General features: G+C 69.1%; 14 protein-coding genes and 1 other RNA gene. 6 read left to right on the forward strand and 9 right to left on the reverse strand.

Annotated features, from left to right (window positions below; translation table 11 throughout):
• Positions 1-21 precede the first annotated feature (21 nt).
• From ACNTAO_RS07350 to ACNTAO_RS07360, 3 genes are all read right to left on the reverse strand, one after another.
• Positions 22-987, reverse strand: a complete 966-nt coding sequence (locus tag ACNTAO_RS07350) for a phytoene/squalene synthase family protein (protein ID WP_435161315.1) — start codon at positions 985-987, stop codon at positions 22-24.
• Positions 988-1,147: 160 nt separating this feature from the next.
• On the reverse strand, positions 1,148-1,291 hold the full coding sequence (locus ACNTAO_RS07355; RefSeq protein WP_435161316.1) for an HVO_2523 family zinc finger protein: 144 nt from the start codon (positions 1,289-1,291) through the stop codon (positions 1,148-1,150).
• 52 nt (positions 1,292-1,343) lie between these two features.
• A complete protein-coding gene (locus tag ACNTAO_RS07360) occupies positions 1,344-1,922 on the reverse strand; it encodes a cysteine hydrolase family protein (RefSeq protein ID WP_435161317.1) in 579 nt (192 codons plus the stop codon).
• A 113-nt stretch (positions 1,923-2,035) separates the two neighbouring features.
• Here ACNTAO_RS07360 and ACNTAO_RS07365 point away from each other — a divergent pair, with 113 nt between their 5' ends.
• On the forward strand, positions 2,036-3,847 hold the full coding sequence (locus tag ACNTAO_RS07365; RefSeq protein ID WP_435161318.1) for an Hvo_1808 family surface protein: 1,812 nt from the start codon (positions 2,036-2,038) through the stop codon (positions 3,845-3,847).
• Positions 3,848-3,891: 44 nt separating this feature from the next.
• Positions 3,892-5,055 carry a nicotinate phosphoribosyltransferase gene (locus ACNTAO_RS07370; RefSeq protein ID WP_435161319.1) on the forward strand — a complete coding sequence of 388 codons (1,164 nt, stop codon included), beginning with the start codon at positions 3,892-3,894 and terminating at the stop codon, positions 5,053-5,055.
• 94 nt (positions 5,056-5,149) lie between these two features.
• Here the strand turns inward: ACNTAO_RS07370 and ACNTAO_RS07375 are convergent, their stop codons facing one another.
• Complete coding sequence (locus tag ACNTAO_RS07375) at positions 5,150-5,752, reverse strand: TIGR00296 family protein (RefSeq protein WP_435161320.1); 603 nt, start codon at positions 5,750-5,752, stop codon at positions 5,150-5,152.
• A gap of 183 nt (positions 5,753-5,935) precedes the next feature.
• Here ACNTAO_RS07375 and rnpB point away from each other — a divergent pair.
• Positions 5,936-6,315, forward strand: an RNA gene (gene rnpB, locus ACNTAO_RS07380) — RNase P RNA component.
• Positions 6,316-6,372: 57 nt separating this feature from the next.
• Here rnpB and ACNTAO_RS07385 read toward each other — a convergent pair.
• From ACNTAO_RS07385 to ACNTAO_RS07395, 3 genes are all read right to left on the reverse strand, one after another.
• The gene (locus tag ACNTAO_RS07385) at positions 6,373-7,350 is read right to left on the reverse strand and encodes a CPBP family intramembrane glutamic endopeptidase (protein WP_435161321.1); all 978 of its coding nucleotides are present in this window, start codon (positions 7,348-7,350) and stop codon (positions 6,373-6,375) included.
• 98 nt (positions 7,351-7,448) lie between these two features.
• Positions 7,449-7,994 (reverse strand): NUDIX hydrolase, encoded by a 546-nt coding sequence (locus ACNTAO_RS07390; protein ID WP_435161322.1) that lies wholly within the window; start codon positions 7,992-7,994, stop codon positions 7,449-7,451.
• A 65-nt stretch (positions 7,995-8,059) separates the two neighbouring features.
• Positions 8,060-9,535 (reverse strand): DNA polymerase Y family protein, encoded by a 1,476-nt coding sequence (locus ACNTAO_RS07395; RefSeq protein ID WP_435161323.1) that lies wholly within the window; start codon positions 9,533-9,535, stop codon positions 8,060-8,062.
• A 446-nt stretch (positions 9,536-9,981) separates the two neighbouring features.
• On the opposite strand from ACNTAO_RS07395, the gene ACNTAO_RS07400 reads away from it, so the two are divergent.
• From ACNTAO_RS07400 to ACNTAO_RS07410, 3 genes are read left to right on the forward strand one after another with little or no spacing between them, the layout of a single operon-like run.
• On the forward strand, positions 9,982-11,298 hold the full coding sequence (locus ACNTAO_RS07400; protein WP_435161324.1) for an MFS transporter: 1,317 nt from the start codon (positions 9,982-9,984) through the stop codon (positions 11,296-11,298).
• 51 nt (positions 11,299-11,349) lie between these two features.
• Positions 11,350-11,628, forward strand: coding sequence for a zinc ribbon domain-containing protein (locus ACNTAO_RS07405; protein ID WP_435161377.1), 279 nt, complete (start codon positions 11,350-11,352; stop codon positions 11,626-11,628).
• A gap of 49 nt (positions 11,629-11,677) precedes the next feature.
• Positions 11,678-12,346: a phosphate ABC transporter permease gene (locus tag ACNTAO_RS07410; RefSeq protein ID WP_435161325.1), complete on the forward strand. Its 669-nt coding sequence runs from the start codon at positions 11,678-11,680 to the stop codon at positions 12,344-12,346.
• A 90-nt stretch (positions 12,347-12,436) separates the two neighbouring features.
• Here the strand turns inward: ACNTAO_RS07410 and ACNTAO_RS07415 are convergent, their stop codons facing one another.
• A complete protein-coding gene (locus tag ACNTAO_RS07415; RefSeq protein WP_435161326.1) occupies positions 12,437-13,309 on the reverse strand; it encodes a class 1 fructose-bisphosphatase in 873 nt (290 codons plus the stop codon).
• Positions 13,309-14,112, reverse strand: a complete 804-nt coding sequence (locus ACNTAO_RS07420; protein ID WP_435161327.1) for a class I fructose-bisphosphate aldolase — start codon at positions 14,110-14,112, stop codon at positions 13,309-13,311. The genes ACNTAO_RS07415 and ACNTAO_RS07420 overlap by 1 nt, the downstream gene beginning before the upstream one ends.
• Positions 14,113-14,276 lie beyond the last annotated feature (164 nt).

The raw sequence follows: 14,276 nt of genomic DNA on the forward strand, positions 1-14,276 counted from the left end.
AGACCGGGAGCTGCCCTCGACTCAGTCGGTTTGGACGGCCGTCGGGTCACGCGGCCCGTGGCCGTGTCCGCCGTGCTCGCGGTCGAATCCGCCGCTTATCTCGTAGAACACGGCTTCGGGGTCGCTGTTCCACTGCCACTTCCACCACGTGCGCGCGAGCAGCGACAGCTTTCGGGGCAACGAGAGCTCGGGCGTGGCCGACAGCGTGTCGTAGCCGCGATTCCGGATGAGTCGGTGGTGGTCGGCGTACAACACCGCCGCCAACAACACCGCGAGTTGGCAGTCGTCCGGGAGGTACTTGATGCCGGCCACGCCCTGTTCGTAGAGCCGCTCGGTGCGGGCGAGTTCGTCGCGGATCGCGGCGGCGACGTCGTCGTCGAACGAGAGGTCGAGGATCTGCGTCTCGTCGATGCCGTGGCGACGGAGCGTCGACAGCGGGAGGTAGATGCGGCCGCGCTCGACGACGTCTTCGCGAACGTCGCGCAGAAAGTTGGTCATCTGGAACGCCTCGCCGAGCTTGGTGGCGTGAGGCAACGCGGCGGCCTCGGTCTCCGCGTCGAGGTCCATGATGGCCGTCATCATCCGACCGACGGCCGACGCCGAGCCGTCCATGTACGACTCGAGTTCCGCGTACGTCTCGTACCGGTCGGTGTCGATGTCGCGCTCCATCGCGTCGATGAAGGCGTCGACGTCCGCGTCTGCGATGCCGCGTTCGGCGCGGACCGTCGAGAAGGCGTCGAGCACGGGGTCGTCCGTGGGTTCCTCCCCGAGAGCGGCCCGGCGAAGCGACTCGAGTTCCGCTCGCTGTTCGGCCGGGGTGCCGGTGTCCTCGGCGTCGACGATCTCGTCTGCGATGCGGAAGAAGCCGTACAGGACGTACGTCGGGTGGCGGATGTCCTCGGGTAACAGGCGCGTGGCGACGTGAAACGTTTTACCGGTGCGTCGCTGGATCTGCTTGCCCCGGGCAACCTGCGTCTGCTCTACCATGGTGGCCCCTGCTGCTCGGCGGAGAGGGTCGAGAGCGGGTCGCCCGTCATACCTAAAGCGTCGGACCGCAGAACCATAACAGTTCCCACAGCCGGATTCGTTTCAGTCTCGACGGTGATAATTCATCGCCCTAGCAGCGACTCCAATAGCGCGAGTGCGCTCAGTAGAACGTGTCGCTGCAGTCGTACACGACCCCGTGAGCCGGACACACGTACTTGCAGTGTCGGTGGATCATCGGCTCTCCACACCGGGGACACGGCCGCCCGCCGTGGGTGACCTCGGGGCCGTCGTCTCGCTCGCTCACACCGCGGACGACGCGCCCCGGAAGTATAATCGCTTTCGTCGAGGCCGACCGATCACGGGGCCGCAAACGAGACCGACTCGAGCGTCGTCGTCTCGCCGAAGAGCCAGTCGGCGTGCTCGACCGCGTAGTCGCGGTGGTCCGCGGTGAGATACCCGAGCGCGTCCTCGACGACGACGGGCCGGTAGTCTCGGAGTCCGGCACTGCCGGCGGTGTGGAGCACGCAGACGTTCGCGAGCGTGCCACAGAAGAGCAGATCGTCGATGCCGTGGGCGTCGAGAAACCCCTCGAGCTCGGTTCGGTGGAACGCGTCGTAGGTGTGCTTTTCGACGACGTGGTCGGCCGGCTGCACGTCGAGCGACTCGACGAGCTCGGCCTCCCACGACCCCTCCACGACGTGTTCGCCCCAACGGTCGAACTCGTCGTAGTAGTGTGCGTCGTCGAACTGTCCGGGGGGGTGGACGTCGCGGGTGTAGACGACCTGTGCACCCGCGTCGTGTGCGCGATCGACGAGCGCCGAGACGGGCTCTATCGCCGCCGCACTCGGTTCCGCGTAGAGGCTCCCGTCGGGGTGACAGAACCCGTTTTGCACGTCGACGACGACGACCGCCGTCTGGCTCGGATCGTACGGCATACATCGTGTTCGGGCCGCCACGTACAAAAACGCCGGCTCGGTGGAGCGACCCGGGAGCACGTCGACCGACCCACACGGACAAACTACTTACCCAACGCCACGCAATCGACGATATGCGACGGTGCCTCGTTCTCGTGTCCGTGGTCGCGCTCCTCATCGCGGGTGTCGCTGGGGCCGGTGGGGCGGCGGGTGTGGGCGGGACGACCGGTGGTGAGGCGACGACGAGTGCATCCACGACGGCGACGGACGCGACAACGCCGGCGACGGACGCGACGACGCCAGCGACGACCGCATCCACGACGGGTGCGTCGCCAACGGCGTGTACTCCCGAAACCGACACGGACGTCGTGGGGTGCTGGGACGGGGTAGCACACGACGAGACGTTCACCTTCAACCAGTCGGACGGACTCACCCCGAGCCAGCTCGAGGCACTCACCCACCGGAGTATGGCCCGCGTCGAGTACGTCCGCGAGCGTCCCTTCCAGACCGACGTGCCGGTAGAGACGATGACCCGCGAGGAGTTCCGCGCGAACGGAACCGGCGGCACGTCCAACGAGTCGGCCGACGACAGGCGCGCGTTCGACCGGTGGAACGACCAGGTGTGGGAGGCCCTCTTCGTCGTCGGCGAGAACGAGTCGTCGGCCGAGGCGATCGACACGGTGTTCGGTGGCTCCGTCTCGGGCTTCTACTCGCCGGCCGACGACCGAATCGTACTGGTGGTCCCGGCGGGCTCGGCGGTGCAGATCGACGAGTCGACGCTGGTTCACGAACTCACTCACGGGATGCAAGACCAGTACCACGACCTCACTCGGTCGCAGTACGTCGGGACGACCCAGGACGCAGACCTCGCCGTCGACGGTCTCGTCGAGGGCGAGGCGGTGTACATCGAAGAGCGGTACACCGAGCGCTGTGGCGACGAGTGGCAGTGTCTCTCAGCGTCCGAGTCCGACGGCAGCGGCGGCGGTCTCGGCTCGATAAACGTCGGGATTCTGCAGACGATCCTCCAGCCGTACGTCGACGGTCCGTTCTACGTCGAGCGACTGGTCGAGACGGGCGGGTGGGAGGCGGTCGACGCCGCGATGGCAGACCCACCGTCGTCGACCGCCGCCGTGATCCACCGCGAGCCGGCATACGAGCCCCGCGACGTCGCGTTCGAAGACACGGCTCGGGGCGACTGGACGACGTACCCCGATCAGGGGGTGGACGGAGCAGAGACTGCGGGCGAGGCGTCGATGTTCGTGATGTTCTGGTACCAGAGCTTCGCCGGTCCGGAGGCACCCGTCCTCGATCCGGCCGACGACGCCCGCGGGAACGTCCGGCTCCACCTCCGGTCGAGCGAGACGCTCCAGACGCGGACGGCGTACACCTACGACCACCCGGTCACCGCCGGGTGGGCCGGCGACGAGCTGTATCCCTACCGGAACGACGCGGGCGACGCCGAGCAGGACGGTTACGTGTGGGTGACAGCCTGGCAAACGCCGGAAGACGCGGCCGAGTTCGAGGCGGCGTACCACCGGCTGCTCGACGCCCACGGCGCGACGGCCGCGCCGAACGGGACCCAGGTGGTCTCGACCGGTGGCTTCCGAGGAGCGTACGGGGTCGAGCGCGACGGAGCCCGCGTCACCATCGTCCACGGGCCCGACGTCGACGACGTGTTCGACCTCCGTCCCGATCTGCGTCCCGAAGCGGAGCCACCGGCCGAGTCGGTCGGGACCGATGCCGACGGCGACGACGCGACGACGGGAACGTCGGAGTCGGTCGAGCGTGATCGTGACACGTCCGAAGGTGCGTCGACGTCGGCCGACACGACGAGCGAGACCGGCGAGGACACGACGGCCGGGGCGGCCCCCGGACTCGGGGTCGTCGTGACCGTCCTCGCGTTGGTCGCCGTCGCCGCGCTGCTCGCTCGGCGCTCGCGACGCTAACACAGACACCGATACTTTTCGTACGCGCCGAGCGAACGCTCGCTATGACCGAGTTCGACATCGTCGGTGCGGACGCGATCCAGAGCGGGCGAGCGACGGACGCGTACTTCGACCGCACGGCGACCACCCTCGAGACCGCCGGTCGGAACCCGCGCGTCGTCGCCGAGGTGACGGCCGACCAGTTCCCGACCGGGTCGTTCGAGCTGTTCGCCGGATTGAAAGACGCGCTCGCGTTGCTCATAGACCGCCCCGTCGACGCCTACGCGCTGCCGGAGGGGACGGTGTTCGACGGCGGACCGGTGATGCGGATCGAAGGCCCGTACCTGTCGTTCGCGCGGCTCGAGACCGCGCTTTTGGGCTTCCTCTCACACGCCTCGGCGATCGCGACCGCCGCACTCGACTGCCGGGTCGCCGCCCCCGATGCACAGGTGCTCTCGTTCGGCGCGCGCCACGTTCACCCGGCGATGACGGCCATGGTCGAACGCTCCGCGCTCGTCGCTGGACTCGACGGCTTCTCACACGTCGCCGCCGGCGACCTGATCGGTCGCGAGGCGTCGGGGACGATGCCGCACGCGCTCACCATCTGTTTCGGCCGAGGCGAGCAGGAGGCGGCGTGGCGCGCCTTCGACGAGGCGGTCGACGAATCGGTCCCACGGATCGCGCTGTGTGACACGTACGGGGACGAAATCGAAGAGGTGCTCCGGGCGGTCGAGGCGCTCGGCGATCGCCTCGACGGGGTCAGACTCGACACGACCGGGAGCCGCCGCGGCGACTTTCGTCACATCGTTCGTGAGGTCCGTTGGGAACTCGACGTCCGCGGACACACAGACGTCGACGTGTTCGTCTCGGGGGGGCTCGGGCCGGCCGATCTTCGCGCGCTCGCAGACGTCGTCGACGGGTTCGGCGTCGGTGGCTACGTCTCGAACGCCGACCCGGTCGACTTCGCGCTCGACCTCGTCGTCGTGGACGGGGAGCCTGCGGCCAAGCGAGGCAAGCTTTCCGGAGCGAAACAGGTGTATCGAACGGCCGACGGCGGCCACGCCGTCGGGCTCGCGGCACGTGAGGGGCCGGCCGACGCCGAGCCGCTGTTGACGCCCGTGATCCGCGACGGGTCGGTCGTCGCGGGTGACGCGACGACGCTGTCGGCCGCGACGGAGCGGGCACAGCGGGAGGCGGCACGGGTCGGGTACGGCGAGTCGGACCGATGATCCGCGACGCGCGGTGAGAACGGGCGGACCGAGGTGGGAGGGATCGGTCGATGCGACGGTGGACGCGAATCGGTGATGCGGGTCGGGTGGGGACCTACAGCTCTTCGACGGCACCGCCGTCGGGTCGCTCGCGGAACACCTGGCCTTCGATGAGTGTCACCATCGTCTCGTCGTCCTGCCAGGCGGTCGGTGAGAGCTTCGCCTTCCGGCACGTACGCGAGAGGAACTCCGCGCCAGACCAGTCGTTTTCGACCGGAACGGTCGGATAGAGCCAGCCGTGGGTGTTGCCGCCGTCGACGGCGACGCCGTGGGTGCCGATTTCGAGGTCCTCGAGCGGGTCGTTAGTGAGGAGCGTGCTCGAGACGATACAGACCGAGACGGAGAGGTTCTCGAGTTCTTTCGGCTCGACTTCGGAGCCACAGGAGTCGCCGGAGGCGGCTTTGATCGCGGCCTCGACGATGGCGTGGCCGAGCTGGTCGGACGTCTCCCACGCGCCGGCACAGCCGCGGAGGCGGCCTCGCCCGCGAGTCGACTCGAGTCTGACGAACGCGCCCGTCCGTGCGTAAAACGCCTCACGCATGCTTCCCGGCTGTTCGCGTTGTCCGTGTTGGACGAACGACTCGACCGCCTCCCGTGCGAGTTCGACCGCTCGTGCGCCGTCGTCGTACGACAGCCGAACGGTCTGTGCCTCGGACATGTCACCTCATAGCGCGGCTGCTGACTTGAACGCTTCCCTTCCCCGATCGTTCGTGAACGACCGGGGTGAGCGGACGAACGCGATTCGATCCGGTCGTCGGCAAGTGTCGCCGAGTGACCAGAGCCGGAGCCGCCGACCGGCCGACCGAGGCGCTTATTTGCCGCGCCAGGGTACGTGGTGGCGGACAGAGGGAGCCCGACTCCCGTGCTTCGGCACGAGGAAAGTCCCCCCACCGGCCGGACGGGCGACCGGGCTCACGCCCGGAGTCGGAGACGGCTGGCGCTGGAACAGCAACGAGACCACCCGTCCCGATCGATGAGGTGCGCGCGGCCGCTCGGCGGTCGCCGTCGCTCACGGGACTCCCGTGAGCGAGCGAACCGACCCGCGAGGGGAGGGAGTTAACCCACCGAGAGCGCGCGGCGGCGACGCCGCGGAGACGGACGGGAACGGATGGAACGGCGAATCCTCGCCGGTGCAAGTCTGTGCCATCAGGTAGTCCGGCCACGGCGCAGACGCTCAGCCGAATGTCGGGACGAACAGAAGGGGGCTTACTCCCCTCAGTCCACGTCGACGCCCGTGAGCGACGCGGCCGGGTCGAGAGGCCACAGGAGAACGTGCGCTCAAGAGAGCGGGAGCGCGACCGCCTCACCGAGCGCCCGGAGTTCGTCGCCGTAGACGAGCGAGACGTACAGTAGCGTGAATATCACCGCGTTGTGGAGGCCGTGTAACAACGCCGGGACCACGAGGTTCTCCGTGTACTCGTACACCGCACCGAAGACGAGACTCGGGAAAAAGAGGATTGCGACCGTGGTGAGCCGCCCGGAGACCCCGCCGGTGAGCGCCATCACGTGGATGAACGCGAAGATGCCGGAGGCGACGAGTATCGACGGCACCGCCGGCAGCGACTCCCGCAGCCGTCCCTGGACCACGCCGCGGTAGAGGATCTCCTCTGAGGGACCGACGACGAGGAACATCGCGGCGATGAAAAGCGGGATCAGACCCGGGTTCTGCATGGCAACCTCGGCGCTCTGGTTCGAGGCCGTCTCCGCGCCGAGCAGCGAGACGATAGTCGAGACGACGAACAGCGTCACCACGATCACCACCCAGCCGCCGACGACCAGGCCGAGGTCCACGAGTCGCGGTCGCCTGATTCCGAGGTACGAGCCGACGCCTGGCCAGTCGAACCCGCGCCACCGCAGGTACCCGAGCGCCAGGCCGCCGAACGCGACGTACTGGCCGACGACGAGCGTCAGCCCGAGCGTCACGGCCGTCGGGAGTCCGCCGACCGCGGCGTCGAGCGCGAATATCCCGACGCCGCCGACCAAGGCGATCACCGGACCCAACACCCCGAGTCCGAGGGCCGCCCCGACCGCCACGGGCGTCGAGGAGCGCGACTCGTCCGGTCCCGTGGGCGTCTCCGCCTCGGTGCGGTCGTCCGGTGGCGTCGCCACCGGACCCCCATCCGGTGAGGCGGGATCGGTCGGCCGGTCGGACGGCGATGGGTCAGTCGGCTGGTCGGACGACGACGAATCGGTCGGCCGGTCGGACGGCGACTGGTCGGAGGGGGGTGCTCGATCGTCGTCGGGGACGTCGGTCATTACACCTGCGTACGGCCCCAGCGGGCAAAGGGTTTGTCCGTTCGCCGGAGTTCACATCGGTCTCGCTCGACGGTGGGCCGGGCCGGAACACGTCGCGGTCACTGGTGGACCAGTTCGTACCACGTCACGGCCGTCACCACACGGCCGTCGCGGAGTCCGTCGTCGAGGACGCTCGCGAGCAGGTCGTCGTACGGCACCGTCTCGACGGCGATCGACTCGTCGTCGTCGAGGTCGCGTTCGGCCGTCGGGGTACACCCCGTCGCGAGCACGTGGTGGTGGACGGCGTTCGTCACGCCGTTGGCCGGCTCTATCGTCGTCAGCCGCTCGAACGACGCCGCCTCGTAGCCGGTCTCTTCGGCGAGCTCGCGGGCGGCCGCCCGTTCGACGTCGTCGCGATCCGTGGGCTCCATCGTGCCGGCCGGAATCCCGCGGTTCGTGCGGCCGACGGCCTGGCGCCACTCGTCGATGACGACCACGTCGCCGTCGGGCGTAAACGGCAGGACGACCACCGCCGGCGGCTCGTCGACGTAGTGGTACTCGCCGGGCTCGTCGTCGGCGTACCGAACGTCGTCACGGCGCACGTCGAAGCCCGGACAGCGGTAGTCGATCTCGGTTCCCGTCGTCTCCCACGCCAGGTCGTCCATACGCGTCGGTGGCGATACGGCGACCTAAACGCTCGGCTTGCGAGTGCTCGGGCAGTGGCGGAGGCTCACTCCGGCGACGACCACGTGCCGAGTGACGCCTGTCCGTCCGGGGGCCGCTCGCCGTCGCGGCGTGCCGACTCGTCCGCTTCGGTGTCGTCCGCGAGCCAGTCGGTGAGCGTCTCGCGCGGCTCGGCATCGGTGGAGAGGCGAGGGGACGAGTCGGCGGTGGTCGGTGCGTCGCTCGTCGCGGGGCGGTCCACCGCGGTCCCGGTGGCGTCGAATCCAGTCAGCGTCGACTGGTCCGCGTCGGCGAAGTCGAGATTCGAGACGCGCACGCCGAGTTTTCGCGCCTCGTCGTCGGCGAACTCCCCGAGCAGTTCTAACGCGACCCGTTCGACGAGGTCGGGATCGTCGACCGGTCCCGGGAGGCTCCGCTCGCGCGTGTTCACGTCGAAGGGAGGACACACCACCTTGATCCCGATCGTGCGATAGAGACAGCCGCGGTGTTGGGCGCGCTCAGCGACGTCGGCCGCGAGCGCACGAACCGTCTCGCGTTTGGGTGCGTCAGCGGCCGTGGCTGGGAGCGACGACTCCCGCGAGAGGCTCTTGGGGAGCCCGCGCGGTGTGACCGCCCGGTCGTCTTCGCCGCGGGCGCGGCGGGACAGCGTTCGACCGCGGTCACCGAGCAGCTCGGTCAGCGCTTCAGGGTCGCCCTCGGCGACGTCTCCGGCGGTCTCGATGCCGCGTGCCACGAGCGCGCGCTCCGTGACCGGTCCCACCCCGTGGAGCGTCGAGACGGGCAGCGGTGCCAGAAACGACGCCACCGACCCGGGAGGAACGACCACCAGCCCGTCCGGCTTGTCGGCGTCGCTCGCGACCTTCGCGGCCGACATGTTCGGGGCGACACCGACGCTCGCCGGCACCCCCGCCTCGCGCTCGATTCGCTCCTTGACGTGTCTGGCGTATCCCTCGGCGAGCGTCCGCTGTGTCGCCGGGCCGGCGGCGGTGCTCGGCGCGTCTCCGTTCACGCCGGCGGCCGCCCAACTCGTGCGCTCTGTGACGTCGAGGTACGCCTCGTCGATGCTCACCTCGCGGACGACGTCTGCACAGTCGCGTAAGACCGCCTTGGTGTCTTCGGCGACCGACTGGTAGTACGACATGTCGACGGGCACGTAGTGGCCAGTGACGTCGGCGTCGAGCGTGTCGGTGTCGGCGTCGGGCGCGTCGGTGTCGGCGTCGGGTATCGACCGTCTCGGGAGTAGCTCGAGTGCGTCGCGGATCGGCATCGCGCTCTCGACGCCGACGGCGCGGGCTTCGTAGCTCGCGGTGGCGACCGCGCCGGCCGTCTCGCCCGGTTCGTAGCCCATGCCGACGACGAGGGGCTCGCCTTCGAGCGTGGGGTCGCGGAGTCGCTCGCAGGAAGCGTAAAAGCAGTCCATGTCGACGTGACAGACGACGCGGTCTTTCTCGTGTTCACGCGTCTCGCGCGCCGCTGTGTCCGACCAGCGCGTGAGTTCCCCTCGTTCGCTCCCGTCGGTCATCGGTCCTTCGGGTTGAGACAGGCGCCGTGGGCACTCGAAGCTATCGGCGAGAAGCGACACGTGTGTGGTGGGTGTACGACTGAGCCGACCGCGTGACCGCCGGACACTCCTTCGCCACACCCTCCCCAGCCGATTCGATACGTTGGTCGTGGGTGTGTGGCCGAGCCGACCGCGTGACCGCCGGACACTCCTTCGCCACACCCTCCCCAGCCGATTCGCTCGTCGCCTGCGGCGACTCGCTCATCCCTCGCGCGCGCTCGTGAGCCCGCCTCCGGCGACCTCACGAGGCGCGCGCCACCGCGGTAGTCGGGGCACCGTGCAGACGCGCAGCCGCGTGGAGGTGGCCCTGGGGCGTTGAGGTGGCCACCTCGTCGGTCCATGGGTGAAACCGGATCGACTCCCGGCGTTCGCAAACACCTTCACCGACCGGAGCGCACGTCCCGTGAATGGGGTCGATAACGGACATCGTCGAAACCGACCGACGGGTGATCGTCCTCGCGCTCGCGCGAATGGTCGGCGCGGTCGGTAACTCGTTTCTCATCGTCGTGCTTCCGCTGTACGTCGCCAGCGACCTCATCGACCTCAACGCCCTCCTCGGGACGGCCGTCGGAGTCGGCTCGGCGACCGTTACGCTCACCGAACCGCTCCTCATCGGAGTCGTCCTCTCGCTGTTCGGCTTCTTAAACAGTCTCTCACAGCCGTTCACGGGTCGACTCTCCGACCGCCTCGCTACCCGACGCCCGTTCGTGCTCGGCGGAATCGTGCTGTTGGGGACCGCGAGCGGCCTGTACACGCTCGCCGACTCGTACTGGCTGTTGATCGTCCTCCGGGCGATACAGGGGTTCGGCGCCGCGTTGACGATCCCCGCGACGGTGGCACTCGTCAACGAGTACGCCGCGAGCGCCGACAAACGCGGCGGCAACTTCGGCGTCTTCAACACCTTCCGGCTGATCGGGTTCGGCTTCGGTCCCGTCCTCGCTGGTATCGTCGTCGACGGCGGCCCCTACGACCTCTCGGCGGTCGGATTACCGATAATAAACGGCTTCGACGCCGCGTTCGCGGCCGCCTGTCTCGGCGCGTACCTCAGTTTCGTCCTCGTGTACGCCCTCGTCCACGACGCCGCCGACACGGCCGCTGCCGGCGACGACGTGTCGATCCGGGTCCGCGGCGACGACCGGCTCTTCGACCCCGTGTTCGTGCTCGGCGTCGCGACGGTCGCGATGGGCCTCTGTATCGCGCTGTACGCGACGCTCCAGAACCAGGTGAACCTCCGGCTCAACCAGGCACCGGTGTGGTTCGGGATCCAGTTCGCGGCAGTCACCATCGCGAACGTCGCCCTCCAGGTGCCCGTCGGACGAGCGAGCGACCGGGTCGGGCGGCGGCCGTTCCTGCTCGCTGGATTCGTGCTCCTCGGCCCGACGACGCTCCTGCAGGGGCTCGTCCTCTCACCCGTCGTCATGACGCTGGTACGGCTCGGCCAGGGCGTCGCCGTGGCGTGCGTGTTCGCGCCCTCGCTCGCGCTCGCCGGCGACCTCGCACGGGAGGGTGAGTCCGGCACGACGCTGTCGGTGCTCACGATGGGGTTCGGCTTTGGGATCGCGCTCGGGCCCCTCGCGTCGGGGTTCCTCGTCGGGTTCGGGTTCGTGGTCCCGTTCGCGGTCGGCGCGGGCCTCGCCGTCGTCGCTCTCGTACTCGTCGTCACGCAGGTCGAAGAAACGCTGGGAGCGGCGACCGACGCGGGTGCGACTGCCGCAGACGACTGAGGCCACACACCGCGGCGAGCGAGCTAAGTCGCCGGGGGTCGAATCGTGCCCGTGTCGCGCGAGCGCGTTCGGTGTGTCGACTGCCGCGAACCGATCCCGCGGACCACCCGGATCTGTCCGCACTGTGAGACGGTGCAGCCCTCGCCGCTGCTCGACGTGGCGGCCGCGGTCGGCGGCGTGTTCGCCCTCCTCTTCGGGGTCGTGCTGGCGCTCATGACGCTCGGCACGAGCCGACTCGTCGGCTTTCTGCTGCTCGTCGCAGGGTTCGGACTCGCCGTCGGCGGTGTCACCCGGTACCTGGACCGCCAGGCGGCTCGGCGTGCGCGGTGAGCGGCGCACGGCGCGACGTTTTATATCCGATGACGGCCCAGGGATGAGTATGATCACGCCACTGGACGCGGGGGTCGTCGTCGCCGGTCTCCTGCTCGCGTTCGTCGGGGCGGCCGTCTCCGTCTACGCCGTCTCGTTGACCGGGCTCCTGATCGGCGCGGGCGCGGGGTATCTCGCGGTACCGGCGCTGTCCGGCCTCGTGACCGCCGATGGCCTCGTCGTTCCCGCCGCGGCGGTAGCGGTCGGTGGTGCGCTCGGAGGGTTCCTCGCGTACACGGGGCTCTCGGTCGCCGTGCTCGCGATCGGGGGCGTCGTCGGCGCGTTCCTCGGTCGATTCGCCGTCGGGCCGCTCTACGCGGCCGACGCGGCCGGCGTTGCGGGGACCGTCCTACTCGTCGGCGCGACGCTCGCGGGCGTCGCGGTCGGCGCACTGGTCGGGGTCGTGCTCACGCGGACGACGCTCGTGGTCTCGACCGCGTTCATCGGTGCCGCGCTGGCGGCACGCGAACTCACACCCGCCTCTCTCGCGGCCGCCGCGGACGGAGTGACCGTCGAGCCGCTCCTGTTCGACGTCACCGCGCCCGCGTTCCTCGCGGTGTTCGTGCTCGGAGCGCTCTCACAGTTCGGTCTATTCAGGTTCGGATACGTGACGACCCTCGTCGGAATGCTGCCCGGTGCGAGACGCTGGACGGCCGACGACGACCGGGCATCGTCGTGAGCGAGGCGTCCACGCGATCACCCGGCGAGCGTGACGGTCGAGCGTGCGTGCGTCACGGCGGCGGCCTCGCGTCTCGACGTGGAGAGGATCTCACTCCTCGAGTGCGGCTTCGAGCCGGTCGATAAGCGCTGGGTTACCGACGTACAGGGGCACGCGGTCGTGGATCCCGTCCGGTTCGACGTCGAGGATCGACCCGGTTCCGTTGGAGGAAGCCCCGCCCATCCGTTCGATCACGTACGCGATGGGATTCGCCTCGAACGACAGCCGAAGCTTCCCCTCGGGGGCGTCGGTGAGCTTCGGGTAGGCGAACACCCCGCCGTACGTCACTACCTGGTTTACGTCGCCGACCATCGCACCACCGTACCGGAGTTTGAGTTCCGCTTCGATCGCCGAAGCGTACGCGTGAAAGTCCGCTGGCCAGTCCGGAACCCGTCCGCCGAAGCCGTAGACGGTCGGCTCCGCGGGCAGCGAGAGGTCGTCGTCGACGACCGACCGGCTGGCCGTCTCGTCCGGCCCGTCCTGCTGGACGACCTCCTCGCGGACTCCGGTCTCGTCGGCGACGACCATCGTCGTGATCGGTCCGTAGAGGACGTATCCCGCAGCGACGAGGTCCCGGCCGGACGTCGGCAGCGCGCCGTCGTAGACGCCGACGACCGTGCCCATGGCGTTGTTCGACCGGAGGTTCGAGGAGCCGTCGAGCGGATCGACCGCGACGGCGTATCCGTCCCCGACGTCGACCGGCGACGCACGCTCTTCGCTCACGAACGAGCCGACGCCGTCGACCGCGCCGAGCGCGTCTGCGAGGAGTTCGTCGGCGTACACGTCGCCGGCGAGGACCGTCTCCCCGGAGGGGTTCTCCGTGCCGTGCTCGACGCGGCGGCCCGGGAGCGCGTCGCGGATGGTCGGTGCCGTCGACGCCACCGCATCGAACACCGCCTCGACCGTCGGGTCGGTCGCAGCCATCAGTCGGCGGCCTCGGCGACGGCGAGCGCCTCGCTCGGGTCGACCTCCTCGAAGACGACCGCCTCGAGCGCGTCGAGGATTCGCTCGGGGTCGTCTCGCTGGAAGACGTTGCGGCCGACGGCGAGGCCGCGGGCACCGGCGTCGATCGCGTCGGCGACGTTCTGTAAGAACGCCTCGTCGTCGCGCATCGTCCCGCCCGACATCACGACGTTGGCCGGTCCGGCCATCTCGACGGCCTCACCCATTCCGGCCGCCGAGCCGGGGTACTTCACCTTCACGACGTCGGCACCGAGCTCGAGCCCGAGGCGGGCGGCGTACGAGATGACCTCCGGGCTGTTGTCGTTGCGCAGTCCCTGACCGCGCGGGTACGACCACATGACGACGCCCATGTCGTGTTCGCGAGCGCCCTCCTGTGCCTCGCGGAACTCCTCGGCCATCTCGACCTCGTGGTTTGAACCGCCGTAGACGGTGAATCCGACCGCGTCGGCACCCAACTCGGCGGCGTACTCGGGCGAGCAGTTGACCGCGCTGTCGGGCTCACCGCGCCAGAGATTGGAGGTGCCGTTCAGCTTCACGAGCAGGCTGACGTCGTCTTCGTAGTCCGAGTAGTACGCCTCGGCGATGCCCTTCTGGACGGCGATCGCCGTCACCGCGTCGTGGGTCGCGAGTTCGAAGAGCCGCTCGGGGTCGGCGGTCTCCGGGTTCGGCTCGAAGTCGACGGGGCCGTGCTCGAGGCCGTGGTCGTACGCCAAGATGATCGACTTGCCGTTACGCGAGATCGAGTCGTCGGCATGCGGAAGCATTGGTTCGTATACCAGACACGTCCTCAAAAAGGGCCAGGGTTGTTTTGCGTCTCGTCGGCCGGTTCGATCGATTTCTGCGGGGTCGACGAGCGATGTGTAACGAGTAACACTACTTGTGTAGTAAATATTTGATCGGTCGATCGGACGAACGGCTGCGGCGTCGA

Source organism: Halorubrum zhoui (assembly GCF_051194155.1).
Taxonomy (GTDB): domain Archaea; phylum Halobacteriota; class Halobacteria; order Halobacteriales; family Haloferacaceae; genus Halorubrum.

Bases quoted from the DNA above. Each gene is read 5' to 3' on its own strand.
- ACNTAO_RS07350 (WP_435161315.1), bottom strand. From the start codon at position 987: ATGGTAGAGCAGACGCAGGTTGCCCGGGGCAAGCAGATCCAGCGACGC.
- ACNTAO_RS07360 (WP_435161317.1), bottom strand. From the start codon at position 1,922: ATGCCGTACGATCCGAGCCAGACGGCGGTCGTCGTCGTCGACGTGCAA.
- ACNTAO_RS07365 (WP_435161318.1), top strand. From the start codon at position 2,036: ATGCGACGGTGCCTCGTTCTCGTGTCCGTGGTCGCGCTCCTCATCGCG.
- ACNTAO_RS07370 (WP_435161319.1), top strand. From the start codon at position 3,892: ATGACCGAGTTCGACATCGTCGGTGCGGACGCGATCCAGAGCGGGCGA.
- ACNTAO_RS07375 (WP_435161320.1), bottom strand. From the start codon at position 5,752: ATGTCCGAGGCACAGACCGTTCGGCTGTCGTACGACGACGGCGCACGA.
- ACNTAO_RS07385 (WP_435161321.1), bottom strand. From the start codon at position 7,350: ATGACCGACGTCCCCGACGACGATCGAGCACCCCCCTCCGACCAGTCG.
- ACNTAO_RS07390 (WP_435161322.1), bottom strand. From the start codon at position 7,994: ATGGACGACCTGGCGTGGGAGACGACGGGAACCGAGATCGACTACCGC.
- ACNTAO_RS07395 (WP_435161323.1), bottom strand. From the start codon at position 9,535: ATGACCGACGGGAGCGAACGAGGGGAACTCACGCGCTGGTCGGACACA.
- ACNTAO_RS07400 (WP_435161324.1), top strand. From the start codon at position 9,982: ATGGGGTCGATAACGGACATCGTCGAAACCGACCGACGGGTGATCGTC.
- ACNTAO_RS07410 (WP_435161325.1), top strand. From the start codon at position 11,678: ATGATCACGCCACTGGACGCGGGGGTCGTCGTCGCCGGTCTCCTGCTC.
- ACNTAO_RS07415 (WP_435161326.1), bottom strand. From the start codon at position 13,309: ATGGCTGCGACCGACCCGACGGTCGAGGCGGTGTTCGATGCGGTGGCG.
- ACNTAO_RS07420 (WP_435161327.1), bottom strand. From the start codon at position 14,112: ATGCTTCCGCATGCCGACGACTCGATCTCGCGTAACGGCAAGTCGATC.